The 12,084-nt window shown below is 64.3% G+C and carries 12 protein-coding genes; 3 read left to right on the forward strand and 9 right to left on the reverse strand.

What is annotated here, in order from left to right; all coding sequences use genetic code 11:
- The first annotated feature begins 9 nt into the window (after positions 1–9).
- The gene (locus QFZ91_RS34565; protein ID WP_018437177.1) at positions 10–138 is read left to right on the forward strand and encodes an MFS transporter small subunit; all 129 of its coding nucleotides are present in this window, start codon (positions 10–12) and stop codon (positions 136–138) included.
- A 75-nt stretch (positions 139–213) separates the two neighbouring features.
- Here QFZ91_RS34565 and QFZ91_RS34570 read toward each other — a convergent pair whose 3' ends face one another.
- The 3 genes from QFZ91_RS34570 to QFZ91_RS34580 form a co-directional block, all read right to left on the reverse strand.
- Entirely contained in the window at positions 214–1,248 is a 1,035-nt protein-coding gene (locus QFZ91_RS34570) for an SGNH/GDSL hydrolase family protein (RefSeq protein WP_429569970.1), read from the reverse strand.
- 121 nt (positions 1,249–1,369) lie between these two features.
- The gene (locus QFZ91_RS34575; RefSeq protein ID WP_429569971.1) at positions 1,370–1,795 is read right to left on the reverse strand and encodes a DUF3830 family protein; all 426 of its coding nucleotides are present in this window, start codon (positions 1,793–1,795) and stop codon (positions 1,370–1,372) included.
- Positions 1,796–2,075: 280 nt separating this feature from the next.
- Positions 2,076–2,987 (reverse strand): helix-turn-helix domain-containing protein, encoded by a 912-nt coding sequence (locus QFZ91_RS34580; protein WP_429569972.1) that lies wholly within the window; start codon positions 2,985–2,987, stop codon positions 2,076–2,078.
- A 182-nt stretch (positions 2,988–3,169) separates the two neighbouring features.
- On the opposite strand from QFZ91_RS34580, the gene QFZ91_RS34585 reads away from it, so the two are divergent.
- A complete protein-coding gene (locus QFZ91_RS34585; RefSeq protein ID WP_429569973.1) occupies positions 3,170–4,171 on the forward strand; it encodes an autoinducer binding domain-containing protein in 1,002 nt (333 codons plus the stop codon).
- Positions 4,172–4,235: 64 nt separating this feature from the next.
- Here QFZ91_RS34585 and QFZ91_RS34590 read toward each other — a convergent pair whose 3' ends face one another.
- The 4 genes from QFZ91_RS34590 to QFZ91_RS34605 all read right to left on the reverse strand — a co-directional run bounded on the left by QFZ91_RS34590 (position 4,236) and on the right by QFZ91_RS34605 (position 8,353).
- Positions 4,236–4,997 (reverse strand): ABC transporter permease, encoded by a 762-nt coding sequence (locus QFZ91_RS34590; protein WP_176107643.1) that lies wholly within the window; start codon positions 4,995–4,997, stop codon positions 4,236–4,238.
- On the reverse strand, positions 4,994–5,920 hold the full coding sequence (locus QFZ91_RS34595; RefSeq protein WP_018437181.1) for an ABC transporter ATP-binding protein: 927 nt from the start codon (positions 5,918–5,920) through the stop codon (positions 4,994–4,996). The genes QFZ91_RS34590 and QFZ91_RS34595 overlap by 4 nt, the downstream gene beginning before the upstream one ends.
- Before the next feature lie 220 nt (positions 5,921–6,140).
- Entirely contained in the window at positions 6,141–8,072 is a 1,932-nt protein-coding gene (locus QFZ91_RS34600) for a hybrid sensor histidine kinase/response regulator (RefSeq protein WP_429569974.1), read from the reverse strand.
- Positions 8,069–8,353 carry a hypothetical protein gene (locus QFZ91_RS34605; RefSeq protein WP_429569975.1) on the reverse strand — a complete coding sequence of 95 codons (285 nt, stop codon included), beginning with the start codon at positions 8,351–8,353 and terminating at the stop codon, positions 8,069–8,071. Before QFZ91_RS34605 ends, QFZ91_RS34600 begins: the two co-directional genes overlap by 4 nt.
- A gap of 71 nt (positions 8,354–8,424) precedes the next feature.
- On the opposite strand from QFZ91_RS34605, the gene QFZ91_RS34610 reads away from it, so the two are divergent.
- On the forward strand, positions 8,425–8,889 hold the full coding sequence (locus QFZ91_RS34610; protein ID WP_429569976.1) for a hypothetical protein: 465 nt from the start codon (positions 8,425–8,427) through the stop codon (positions 8,887–8,889).
- 100 nt (positions 8,890–8,989) lie between these two features.
- Here the strand turns inward: QFZ91_RS34610 and QFZ91_RS34615 are convergent, their stop codons facing one another.
- On the reverse strand, positions 8,990–10,684 hold the full coding sequence (locus QFZ91_RS34615; protein ID WP_429569977.1) for a tannase/feruloyl esterase family alpha/beta hydrolase: 1,695 nt from the start codon (positions 10,682–10,684) through the stop codon (positions 8,990–8,992).
- On the reverse strand, positions 10,681–11,796 hold the full coding sequence (locus QFZ91_RS34620; protein ID WP_176379588.1) for an OpgC domain-containing protein: 1,116 nt from the start codon (positions 11,794–11,796) through the stop codon (positions 10,681–10,683). The genes QFZ91_RS34615 and QFZ91_RS34620 overlap by 4 nt, the downstream gene beginning before the upstream one ends.
- Positions 11,797–12,084: the final 288 nt, after the last annotated feature.

Here is a 12,084-nt window from a genome sequence, read left to right on the forward strand (position 1 = left end):
GAGATCCATATGTCGACCGTTCAAACCGTACATCCGACCAACAAGGTGATGCTCGCGGTGTTCTGGCTGTATGTGATGATTCCGCTTGCGTGGGGAGTGATCAATACGCTGACGCAGGCGACGAAGTTGTTCAAGTAAGGATGTGATGTGGTGCGCACCCCGGCCTGGTTGAAGGACGGGGTGCCGAAAAGAGGCCACGCCGCGGTGCACCTCTCACCGCCCCAACCCGCTATGCGCGATCTGCTGCTCGACGAACTGCGCAAACAATGCGTGCATATGCGTGGTCGGATGCAGATCATCGGCGAACATGTAAGTCTTATCGGCATTGGCGCTCACATAGGTCGCCGGCGAGCATAGCAGCGACGTGTCATCGGGCGTTTTCTTCGGGTCGCAGGCCTGCCCCGTATTCGATACGGTAAAGCCGTTCGCCTGAAAGTTTCCGATCACCTGATTCGTCCACGTGTACGAATCGATCTCGATCACCTTCGATTGCAGCCCATCGGTTTGCAGCGCGCTATTCAACGTAGCGTTGAATAGCTGCGACAACTGCGTGAGGTTCGCGCCACCATCGGCCGAAGCGAGCCCCTTCGGCGACAGCCCGATATTCGGCACATTGATCACCACTACATGCACGCCGCCGTTCTGCACGATCTGCCCGACGAGCTGGGCGAGCGTGGTGGCCGCCGCCTGCACGACCGGCGCAGCGGCGGGCAGGTTGCCGGCGCGCAGCACATCGTTCGAGCCCACCCACACGAGCACGAGCTGATTGGCGTTGAATCTGCCGTGAGCGCCCAGATAGCTCGACAGTTGCTGATTGACAGGCATTTCGATGTTGCCGATGACGTCGCTCAGGTAGTCGTACTGGTTCGCCGGTGTCGCCACGGTCGAGCCGCCTTCCGCATAACCGAGGCCGCTCTGCGCACTCAGCCTGTGCGTGAGATCGATCGTGAACGCGGCGCTCAGCGTATCGCCGTAGTATTGCGCGACGTTCTGGGCCCATACCTGGCCGGGGTTGGTGGTGAAACGCCCGCCGCCCACCGCACTCGCGAGGGGCGCATAGGTCCCGACGTCCGACAGGCTGTCGCCGAACGACACCACCTGCAGCTTGACGCCGCCGGCCGGCTCGGTCGCCGTGCCGCCGCCGTTACTCGACCCGCCGCTGCCGCTGCCGCCCCCGCCGCAAGCCGACAGCAGCACGATCGACATGGCAAAAACTACAGCGCGGACTTTGTCATTTATGCCTCGCATTTGCTCCTCCTCGCCGGGCGGACCAGACGGTGCCGCGTGCCTGACGTGCGCGGCCGGCACCCGACCGCACGCGGCTCTTCAACCAAGCATCGCGTATGCCCAGCAAGGAAGTGCGGCCCGCTCAAAGCCTCTCGAACACCACCTCCTGCGCACCCTCCCACAGCACCTTCGTGCCGAGTTCGCGCAGTTTCTCCTTGCCTTCGACGACCGTCAGAAAATGATTGCCCGCGAGTTGCCCCATCTTGCTCGCGAAGCAGCACGAGCCATAGGCGAGGATGATCTCGGTCTCGCTATAGCCGCCCGGATAAAACAGGATGTCGCCGACCGACGGATGGCTCGTGTGATTCTCGAAGCCGACCGCGACCCCGTCGTTCTCGAGCTTGAATTCGCCGAGCGGCACCCAGCAGCCCTCGCCGCTCCAGCGCACGTGGATCAGCTTCTGCCGGTAAGGCAGCAGCTTCAGGAACGCGGCCACGGTCTGCGGCGCATCGGGATGCGTTTCGGCGATGAAGGTGTGGCCGCAGGCGGTCATCTTGAGTCGGGTCATGGCGCGTTATCCGGTGTATGAAATTGAAAGGCGCTTCGATTCTGTCGTCCGATGCAAGGTTTCGACAGGTACACTTGTCCGCGTCGCGGTCAGTCCAGTTAGCCCAGATACGATCGCGGGTGGCGGGCCGAGCCGCAAAGCCTTGCTCGACCCGCGATGCCAGTTTGCAGCGCGCGCCGCCACGAATGTTCGTAGTTTGCAAGCCGCGCAATGCAACGCACACTGCGCAGGTGCGTGATTCTGACTGGAGAAAAAAACAAGCCGTTGCGGCTCGTCCATCTCAACCGCGCAGCCGGTAGGCGAGCGGCGTCGCGCCATAGCCACGCTTGAATTGCACGGAGAAGTGACCGGCATTCTCGAAGCCGACTTCGAGTGCGATTTGCAGCACGGTTCGATCCGTGGCGCGCAGCAGCCTCGCCGCTTCCTCGAGCCGTAAGCGCGTGACGAACTGGTGTGGCGTCTCCCCGGTCTCGCGGCGAAACACCCGGGCAAAATGAAAACTGCTTAGGCCGGCCTGCTCGGCCAGTTCGGCGATCGCCAGATCTTCGGCGAGATTGGCGCGGATGTAGTCGGTCACCCGGCGGATGCGGCGCGGCACCAGCCGTTCGGGCCTCGTCGCGCTGCCGCGGCGCGCGCCGTTGCCGCTCGAATAGTGCTGCAGCAGATGCGCGGCGAGCGCGTGAACCAGCGTATCGACATACAGACGCGAATCGGCGGGATCGCGGGCGGCGCGATGCAGTGCGGCAAGCATCGCGGCGATCAGCGGATCGTTGAAGCGCATCGCGTCGCCGAGCGACAGTTCACGCGACGCGTCGAGCCCCATCTGTTGGGCGACGCTGTCGATTAAAGCGCGCTCGATGTGCACGTGCAAGGTAGACAACGGCTCGTCGCTGATCGAATGCCAGCGCCACGAGATCGGCGTGGGCGGCACGAACCACAGGTCGTTCACGCGCATATCGGCGCTTTCCCAAGTTCCGCCGAGGTTGCGTTCGAGATGCTCGGCGCCGCTCGCGAGCGTCATCAGCGTGAAGTCGCGCAAACCGGGCGCTTCGAGCAAGTCTTGCCGCACCGGTTCGAGATACGAGCGCAGCACCAGATGCCGCCACTCGCGATCCACGCTCGACACGAGTCGCTGGCCGGCCATATAGCGGTCGTAGGCGAGCGTCGTCGTGAGCTTGGGAATTCGTGCCATCACATCCCTTCGAAGGAGGTGCCGTATGGAAGGAGAAGCGCCGCCGTACCCGTATTGCCGGTCCACTGTCAGCGCAAGATCACAAAAATGATAGCAAGGAACCGGCTACCGACATTTCACGAAATCGCTAATCATTGAGGTTGTCGTATTTCACGCGTTTAGAACGCCGGAGCTACCGTTTCATGGAACATGAATGCGATACGCTGCCGCAATGGCTGAACGGCTCGCCGCAAGGCGAAGCCGGGCACGCGTCGGCAGCACACCCGAGAGCGGCATCCGCCCAACCGGCTTATCCGGCCGGCGCGCGGCACGCCGCGCAATCAGCCCACGCGGCTGAAGCAGTGAAGATGTCTCCCCGTACCGTGAATGGCGCGGGGCGCAGTGGCTTTCTGACTCTGTTTACCGAGGAGGAGATCGGCACGCCGTCGCCCGCGGCGCGCCGCGCCGCCCCGCTGATCAGTCCGCTCGGACGGTTCGGCAGCGCGCAGGACCGCATGGAGTTCGTGCGCCAGCGCATCAGGCAGCTGGGCTTCGACTCATTCAGCTATACCGCCACGCGCACGTCGTCGCATCACAAGACGATGTTCGTATTGACGAGTTACGAGTCGCAGGCATGGCTCACGCGCTATTTTCGCGAGCGCTATTTCGAGCTCGATCCGCGCGTCGCGCACGCGTCGCCGACCGGCATGCCGTTTCTGTGGAATACCGCCGATCTGCGCGCCGATCTGCCGCGCGCGCAGTTGCGCAGCGAGCGGCTCGGCGCTTTGATCGACATGCTGGAAGCCGCCGGGCGCAAGAGCGGCATTCTCGCGCAGATGCCGCTGCCGGAGCCGGAGCTGAGCGCGATCCTGTGCTTCAACTCGGCGATCGGCAACCCGCGCTGGATGACCGAATCGATCGTCGCGGAAACGCTGATGTTCGCGCACTCGATTCACGAGTTCATCTGGACGCACGCGAAAAGCGTGATCGGCATCGCGCCCGCGCAGCAGCAGCGCATCGCGCTGAGCAAGCTGCAGTATGCGGTGCTGAAGGCGGTCGTGCAGGGGCAGCGGGACAAGGAGATCGCGTATTTCCTCGGGCTGTCGCCGCATAACGTCGACTATCATCTGCGGCGCTTGCGGCAGTTGTTCAACGTGCGCAACCGCGTGCAGTTGATCAATGTCGCGCAGGCGTATCTGTCGTAGTCGACGTCACCGCGTATCGATGAAGAGGGCGCGACGGCTTTTCGCCGTCGCGCCCTCTCGTCTATCAACTTTTCAACCGATAGCCGGTTCTGAAGATCCAGCCGACGATCACGAGGAACACCGCGAGAAACAGCAGCGTCATGCCGAGACTCAGGCCGACGCCGACGTCGCCCAACTCGAAGAAACTCCAGCGAAACCCGCTGACCAGATAGACGATCGGATTGAACAGCGTGACGGCATGCCAGAACGGCGGCAGCATGTCCACCGAATAAAAGGCGCCGCCTAAGAACGTGAGTGGCGTGACGATCAACAGCGGCACCAGTTGCAGCTTCTCGAAGCTGTCCGCCCAGATGCCGATGATGAAGCCGAGCAGACTGAACGTGACCGCCGTCAGAACCAGAAACAGCACCATCCAGAACGGATGCATGATCTGCAACGGCACGAACAGCGCGGCGGTCGCGAGGATGATGAGTCCGAGCAGGATCGACTTGGTGGCCGCCGCGCCCACATAGCTGACGACGATCTCCAGATACGATACGGGCGCCGACAGCAGCTCGTAGATCGTGCCGGTGAAACGTGGAAAGTAAATCCCGAACGACGCGTTCGCGATGCTTTGCGACAGCAGCGACAGCATGATCAGCCCCGGCACGATGAACGCGCCATAGCTGATGCCCTCCACTTCCTTGATCCGCGACCCGATCGCCGAGCCGAACACGACGAAGTACAGCGAAGTGGAAATGACCGGCGCGATGATGCTTTGCATCAGCGTGCGCCACGTGCGCGCCATTTCGAACTTGTAGATCGCGCGCATTGCGTAGATGTTCATGGGTTCCCCCGCAGCAGGCTGACGAAAATGTCTTCGAGCGAACTCTGCGTAGTGTGTAGGTCCTTGAAGCGGATACCGGCATCGTCGAGCGACTTCAGCAGCGCGATGATGTCGGTGCGGCCGCCCTCGCCTTCATAGGTATAGATCAGCTCGTTGCCGCCGTTCGCGACCGCCAGCCCGTAGCCGGCGAGCGCAGCCGGCACATCGTCGAGCGGGTACTCCAGTTGCAGCGTCAACTGCTTGGTGCCGAGCTTGCGCATCAGCTCGGTCTTCTCTTCGACCAGCATGATCTCGCCCGCATTGATCACGCCGATGCGATCGGCCATCTCTTCGGCTTCGTCGATGTAATGCGTGGTCAGGATGATCGTCACGCCGCTCGCCGCGAGCGAGCGCACGAGCTTCCACATGTCGCGCCGCAGCTCGACGTCGACGCCGGCGGTCGGTTCGTCGAGAAACAGCACGCGCGGCTCGTGCGACAGCGCCTTGGCGATCAGCACGCGCCGCTTCATGCCGCCCGACAGCGTGATGATCTTGTTGTTGCGCTTCTCCCAGAGCGACAGGTCGCGCAGCACTTTTTCGATGTAAGCGGGGTTCTTCGGCTTGCCGAACAGGCCGCGGCTGAACGACACGGTGGCCCAGACGGTTTCGAACGCGTCGGTGGTCAGCTCCTGCGGCACGAGGCCGATCAGCGAGCGGGCCGCACGATAGTTGGCGCCGATGTCGTGACCGTCCACCGTCACGCTGCCTTCGCTCGCGTTGACGATACCGCAGACGATGCTGATCAGCGTGGTCTTGCCCGCGCCGTTCGGCCCGAGCAGCGCGAAGATTTCTCCACGGTGGATTGCCAGATTGATGTTCTTCAGTGCCCGAAAACCGCTGGCATAGGTTTTCGACAGATTCGTGACCGAAACGATAGGCTGCATGGACTCGATAGAGGCGACACCGCTGTTGAATGAGGGAAACCGGCGTGAACGGACCCGCCGCATCCGCAATGTAATGGAAAGTGGGAAAGCCTGCAGAGCACGGAACCACGCGTCCGCGGATTCGCCGCGGCGCGAGATAGTTCGGCTTACTGATGGGTTCGGATGCAGACCGACGCCCGGCGCGGCCATCCGGGCGCGCGCGACGTGCGCCGGCAGCCTTTTACGCCGACGTGCTGCGTTGCGCGCCCGGAAAGCGGCTTGCGATCACCCGCTGGATTTCCTCGACCGACACCGGCTTCACCAGATGATGATCGAAGCCGGCCTCGCGCGAGCGCTGCCGGTCGGTGGCCTGACCATAGCCGGTCACCGCGATCAGCAGCGCGCCCGCGGTGGCCGGACGGCGGCGCATCTCCTGCGCGAGTTCGAAGCCGTCCATGCCGGGCAGGCCGAGGTCGAGCAGCACGATCTGCGGCTGGAAGTGCGCGGCCAGTTCGAGCGCGGTGTTGGCTTCATGCGCGACGCGCACCTCGTACCCGTCCGCCTGCAGCACCAGCGACAACGCGAGCGCGGCATCGACGCTGTCGTCGACGAGCAGCACGCGCAGCGCCTCGCCGCCGTGATCCGGCACGGCTTCGGGCGCCGTCGTCGACGCTTGCGCGGCGTCGGCAAGCCGCGTCAGCGGCAAACGCACGACGAACTTGCTGCCGCGCCCCAATCCCGCCGAGAACGCCTCGATCCGGCCGCCGTGCAACTCGACCAGCGTACGCGCGAGCGGCAGGCCGATGCCGAGGCCGCCTTCGGAGCGTTCGATCGAGATTTCCGATTGCACGAACAGATCGAAGATGTGGGGGAGCGTTTCGGCGCCGATGCCCACGCCGTTGTCGCGTACGCTGATCAGCACGTCATCGCCCGCTTCGCGGACTTCGATGCGGATGTCGCCGCGCTGCGGCGTGTACTTCGCCGCGTTCGACAGGACATTGCCGAGCACCTGCGCGATCCGCACGCCGTCGCCGACGACGAACAGCGGCTCGCCGGGCAGATCGGTGGTGAGCGTATGGCCCTTGCGATTCAACGCGGGCCGCACGGTTTCGATCGCGGCTTCGAGCGCGGCGGCCAGCTCGACGATCTCGTGGCGCAGCGTAATCTTGCCCTGCGTGATGCGCGCGACGTCCAGCAGATCGTCGACGAGCCGGCTCAGATGCTTGACCTGGCGCCCGATCACCGCGCGCATCGCCTCGAAGCTGTGCTGCGACGGCGCACGGCTCGGGTCGAGCAGTTCGATCGCGTTGCGAATCGGCGCGAGCGGATTGCGCAGTTCGTGCGCGAGCATCGCAAGGAACTCGTCCTTGCGGCGATCGGCGTCGCGCAACGCCATCTCGTTGGCCTTGCGATCCGAAATATCGTTGACGATGCCGGCGAGCCGGTAGATGCGCCCGCGCGCGTCGCGCACCGGAAAGCCGCGCTCGACGGCCCAGCGCGTCTCGCCGTCGGGCCGCACGATACGGTATTCGATCTCGTACGCGACACCGGTCGCGAGCGCGCGATACGCGGCCTCGACCGCGGCCTCGTCCTGCGGATGAATGTGGTTGGCCCAGTGGCGCCCGCTCGGCGTCGGCTCGTGCGCCGCGTCGCCCCACAGACGTCGATACGCGGGGCTCACATACAGCAGTTGCGCGCTCGACGGGTCGAGCATCCAGAACACGTCGTCGATGTTCTCGGCCATCTGCCGGAAGCGTTCTTCGCTCTCGCGCAACGCGCCCTCCGCGCGGCGCACGCGCAGCAGCGCGCGCACCTGCGCGATCAGTTCGGCCGGCTCGACCGGCTCGGTCAAATAGCTATCCGCGCCGCCTTCGAGGCCGCGCACCCGGTCCATGCTCTGCACCGCCGCCGCCGACGTGTGGATCACGAGCACGCCCGAGGTCTCGGGCGCGCCCTTGATGCGGCGGCACACTTCGAAGCCGTTCAGATCGGGCAGATTGACGTCGAGCAGCACAAGGTCTGGCTGCGAAATGCGCGCGCGCTCGATCGCTTGCGCGCCGTTGCCGGCCTCGATCACGACGAAGCCCGCGCGCGACAGGATGCGCGTCTTCGCGTAACGAGCGCCTTCGTTATCGTCGACGTTGAGGATCAGATTCGCGTTTGCATCGGTCATGAAAAGGCGTGTCCGTAGGAGAATGCTCGCGCGCCGCCCAGACCCACGCCCAATCCGTTGCGGCTCGTGAAACCGTCGGTCAACGCCTCCTGAAGATCAGCAATTCCCGGACCCCGTTCGATGAAGGCGAGCCGCGAACCGATGCGGCCATTGCGTTGCACCGTGCAGGAGTAGACGTCGCCGCCGCGGCCATACGTCGGCGTGTTGCGCGCGAGTTCGCTCGCCGGGCTCACCGCTTCAGCGTCGAGCACGCGCACCATCGCGGCGGTCTCGTCGATCATCGGCCGATGAACCCCGAGGCACACCCCTTGCGAGGTTCACATGACACCAACCCTTTTCGTGGAGGTAAATCATGAAACGCATGACCAGTACGATCTTGGCTTCCGCGCTCGTGATGGCGTTGTCGGGTGGCATATACGCGCAGGCGGGCGGTGCGGGCGGCGCGGGCGGCGGCGGTAGTGCAGGAGGCGCGGGCGGCGGTGCTGCCGGCGGCACGAGCGGCGGTGGCGGTGGCGCGGGTGGCACCGGCATCGGCGCCGGTGGCGGCACGACCGGCGGCGCGGGCGGTACGGCCACTCCGGGCGTTGGCCCGGGCTCGGTCCGCACGCCGGGCAACACCGGCTCCGGCTATGGTTCGCCGGGTGTGACCGGCACCGGCGGCGGGATGGGCACCGGTACCGGCGCGAGCCCGAATAGCCCGGCGACCGGTGGTTCGACAGGCGGCATGGGCAACGACATGAACAACGGCATGCGCAGCGGAACCGGCAACAACATGAACAACGACATGAACAACGGCAGGATGCAGAACGGGCAGTAACGGCCGTTGAGGTTCAGCGGGCGACGCGGCATCGAGTTGCCGCGTCGCCGTTTTTTTGTGCGGCCCGCCCGTCCACACAGGCGCGGCGACGACTCATACCTCAAGGCTGCGCACAGACAAAACTACTCGCCAGATTTACATTGCCTTTGCCGACATAACGCGGAAACCCGGGATAGCGGCACAGCGGCCGCGAACGTCCATTCGTCGCCGCGGCGAGATCGGTGGCCGTCAGCGTTTCGGGCGCGACGCCGCGCGTGACCCACGCGTCGAGCGCGCCGAGCAGATCGACCGAGGGAATGAACACGCCGTTGCCATGCTGGAACCCAGGCACCATGTAGAGCCGCATGAAACGATCGACCTCGTACTTGCCGAAACGCGCGACCAGCGCGTCGTGATACGCGATCGTCTGGTTCGGGCTGATCACTTCGTCGGCGAGACCTTGCAGCGTGATCAGCTTGCCGCCGTGCGCGATATAGCGCGACAGGTCCGGGTTCATCGAGCCGATCGTGGCCGACAGCGCGATCAGTTGCGAGCGATATTTACCGGGCCGTTGCGGATCGAACGTCAACGAATCGAACTGCGCATCGCGCGTGACGAAGTAGCGCAGATAGCCGTCGCCTTGCGCGAACAGATAACCGTTCGCACCGAACGTCGGCACCGGCTGACGCCGCGGTTGATGCGCGAGCCCGAGCGCGCCGGTCAGTTGCGTGCCCTGGAACACGTTGTAGCCGCGATAGCCGCTCACGCCCCACGCGAGCCGATACGGCAGCGACAGTCCATCTCGCATCACCAGCAAGGTGGCCAATTGCGCGTCGGTCAGACACGCATCGTGCGATGAAGGGTGCAGCGCGCAGCGCAGCGAATCGATAATCTGCGCCTGGTGCGCGCGGCACGCTTCGACATCACTGACGATGCCGTCCTCCGTGCCGTCGAGCCGGTCGCATACCTCGAGCGTGCGTTGATGGACGGCTTCGAGCAGCGCCGCTGGCACGAAGCCACCCGGCGTGCCATATTCGGCGTGGCCGAGCTTCACGCCGAGCAGCCGCACGCCGGAAAAATTCAGCGCGGGCGAATTGGCGATCACGCCGTCATAGTCGTCGGGAAAGCGCTGCATCACCGTGTAGCCTTCGCGGCCACCCGTCGAGCCGCCGGCAAAATACATGCGCTGCGGCGGCCTGCCGTACGCGTTCGCGATCAGCGCGAGCGCAACGTCGTGGGTTTTCTTCAGATGCGCGTAGCCGAAGTTCGTCACCGCTTCATCGACGAGACCGAACTGCGCGAGCGCCGAATCGCCGACATGCCCCGAGTCGTCGCCGAACGTCGCATAGCCTTGCGCGAGCGGCGCGCGATCCGGCGAGAACGGCATCACGCCAATGCCGCTGACGACCACGCCGTTGTACCCGCCACCGCCGATCTGCAACGCGCGGCCATTCCAGCGGCGCGGCAGATTCAGATCGAAGCGGATGTCGGGTGTGGTCGGATTCAGTGCCTTGATGCGGCCCGTGATGCGGCAATACTCGCCGCCTTGCTGATTGCCCTGCGCGGTCGCGCCGATCATCGACGCACTTTCGATCAGCGCGCCGGCCGTTGGCATCTCGATCAGTTCGGGCGACAGCACCGCGCCCGCGAACTCCGCGCAGTGCATCGCGAACGGTGTTTCTTTGGCCTGCGCGGCCGTGCGATGTATCGCAAGCCACGCGAGCACCACGACGCTCATCACGGTTGCGAGTCCAACGAGCTTGTGCGTGGTGCGCATCGTAGTCGTGACGCGCCCACGGCGCTCGCGTCGTGTCATCCGCAACCCGCGCCTTTCGCGTGCGCGCGCGGCTGCTGCCCCTTCCAGCCGCTCCACCCGCGCGCGATCATCAGCAGCGCGCCGATCGCCGCGAGGTCGCCGCCGAGCCCGACCAGCACCGCGCGAAAACCATGAAAGGTGTGCGGTGTCGCCGTGTCGATCATCAACGACACCAGCGTGCCGGTGACGAAGCACACGAGCCCGGCGCGCCCGACCGTCACCACGACGGGCAGCCGCCTCGCGAGCCACGCGATGCTGCCCATCCGCACGAACTGGGCGGCGAGCCAGGCGATGACGATGAAATTGATCACACGTTCCACTGAAAGATTCTGTTTGTGCGTGCCGGGCAAAGGCTGCGTCAGCACGAAAAGTTTGACGATCGCGAAGGCAAGCACCGCAACGACCGCGACGCGCGTGAGCCACCGGGCGGCGCAGCTCGCATGAAAACGTTCGCTGATCGGCTGCATACGACACAGCATGCCGAGCACGAACATCAGTTGCCACGCAAATGGATTAAAAGCCCAGCCGGCAACATCGTCAATGCTGAATAACGCGGCAAGCGGCCGCGCGACGGCCCACAGCGCGAGACTCACGGCAAGCGCAAGCGATACCGAGCGGCGCGCGAGCGGCACCATCACCGGCACACATAGCGCGAACAGCACATACATCGGCAGCACGCTCGACAGATACGGCTGCCGTCGTAACAGCGCGATATCGAATGCCTCCCGCCACGGCTGCAACGCAAAAGGTGGCCAGCCGGTCATTTCTACCATCGCCCGATTCAGATCGAGCCGCGCGAGAACCGCGCCGGACACGAGCATCAGCATCGCCGTCAATAGATACGCGCGATAGATTTCCCAGCAGCGTTTGACGAAACGCAGCTGCGCCGCGTGTTCGCCGCGATGCGCAAGCACCGCCGTATACGCCGCCGCCGATGCATAGCCGCCGAGAAACACGAACACCTCGGCTGAATCGCACAATGCGTACGCGTGCAGCATCAGATGCGATAGCGTGCTGCCGGGAATGTGATCGAGCACGATGACGATCAGCACAATACCGCGAAAGAAATCGACTTCGACCGATCGTCCACGACCACGGCCAGATGTTTCCATTCGTCTTCTCGAAGAATGCGCGCGCCGACGGCACGCAAGAACGTGAATGGCCACGGGTCAGCGGCCAATGCCGTGCGAACTGCAAAAGGCTAATTCGTTCCCCGCATCGCCTATCTGAAATCGAGTCGTTGGCGACTGGTAATACTCGGTGCGTCTTTAACGAACGCGCGGAAAGTTTTGCGGCTTTTGGTGCACGAAACAGGGACGCCCGCATTGATGGGCGAACGCAAGCCTCGAAAAAAATCATCGAACGCGCGCTGCGATTTTTTTCGCATTTTTTCCCCGTAC

The organism is Paraburkholderia sp. JPY419 (genome assembly GCF_050435705.1).
Classification (GTDB): Bacteria; Pseudomonadota; Gammaproteobacteria; order Burkholderiales; family Burkholderiaceae; genus Paraburkholderia; species Paraburkholderia youngii.

What these genes read in the sequence shown, in the direction of transcription:
- QFZ91_RS34565 (WP_018437177.1), top strand. Translation starts at nt 10, where the DNA reads ATGTCGACCGTTCAAACCGTACATCCGACCAACAAGGTGATGCTCGCG.
- QFZ91_RS34570 (WP_429569970.1), bottom strand. Translation starts at nt 1,248, where the DNA reads ATGCGAGGCATAAATGACAAAGTCCGCGCTGTAGTTTTTGCCATGTCG.
- QFZ91_RS34575 (WP_429569971.1), bottom strand. Translation starts at nt 1,795, where the DNA reads ATGACCCGACTCAAGATGACCGCCTGCGGCCACACCTTCATCGCCGAA.
- QFZ91_RS34580 (WP_429569972.1), bottom strand. Translation starts at nt 2,987, where the DNA reads ATGGCACGAATTCCCAAGCTCACGACGACGCTCGCCTACGACCGCTAT.
- QFZ91_RS34585 (WP_429569973.1), top strand. Translation starts at nt 3,170, where the DNA reads ATGGAACATGAATGCGATACGCTGCCGCAATGGCTGAACGGCTCGCCG.
- QFZ91_RS34590 (WP_176107643.1), bottom strand. Translation starts at nt 4,997, where the DNA reads ATGAACATCTACGCAATGCGCGCGATCTACAAGTTCGAAATGGCGCGC.
- QFZ91_RS34595 (WP_018437181.1), bottom strand. Translation starts at nt 5,920, where the DNA reads ATGCAGCCTATCGTTTCGGTCACGAATCTGTCGAAAACCTATGCCAGC.
- QFZ91_RS34600 (WP_429569974.1), bottom strand. Translation starts at nt 8,072, where the DNA reads ATGACCGATGCAAACGCGAATCTGATCCTCAACGTCGACGATAACGAA.
- QFZ91_RS34605 (WP_429569975.1), bottom strand. Translation starts at nt 8,353, where the DNA reads ATGATCGACGAGACCGCCGCGATGGTGCGCGTGCTCGACGCTGAAGCG.
- QFZ91_RS34610 (WP_429569976.1), top strand. Translation starts at nt 8,425, where the DNA reads ATGAAACGCATGACCAGTACGATCTTGGCTTCCGCGCTCGTGATGGCG.
- QFZ91_RS34615 (WP_429569977.1), bottom strand. Translation starts at nt 10,684, where the DNA reads ATGACACGACGCGAGCGCCGTGGGCGCGTCACGACTACGATGCGCACC.
- QFZ91_RS34620 (WP_176379588.1), bottom strand. Translation starts at nt 11,796, where the DNA reads ATGGAAACATCTGGCCGTGGTCGTGGACGATCGGTCGAAGTCGATTTC.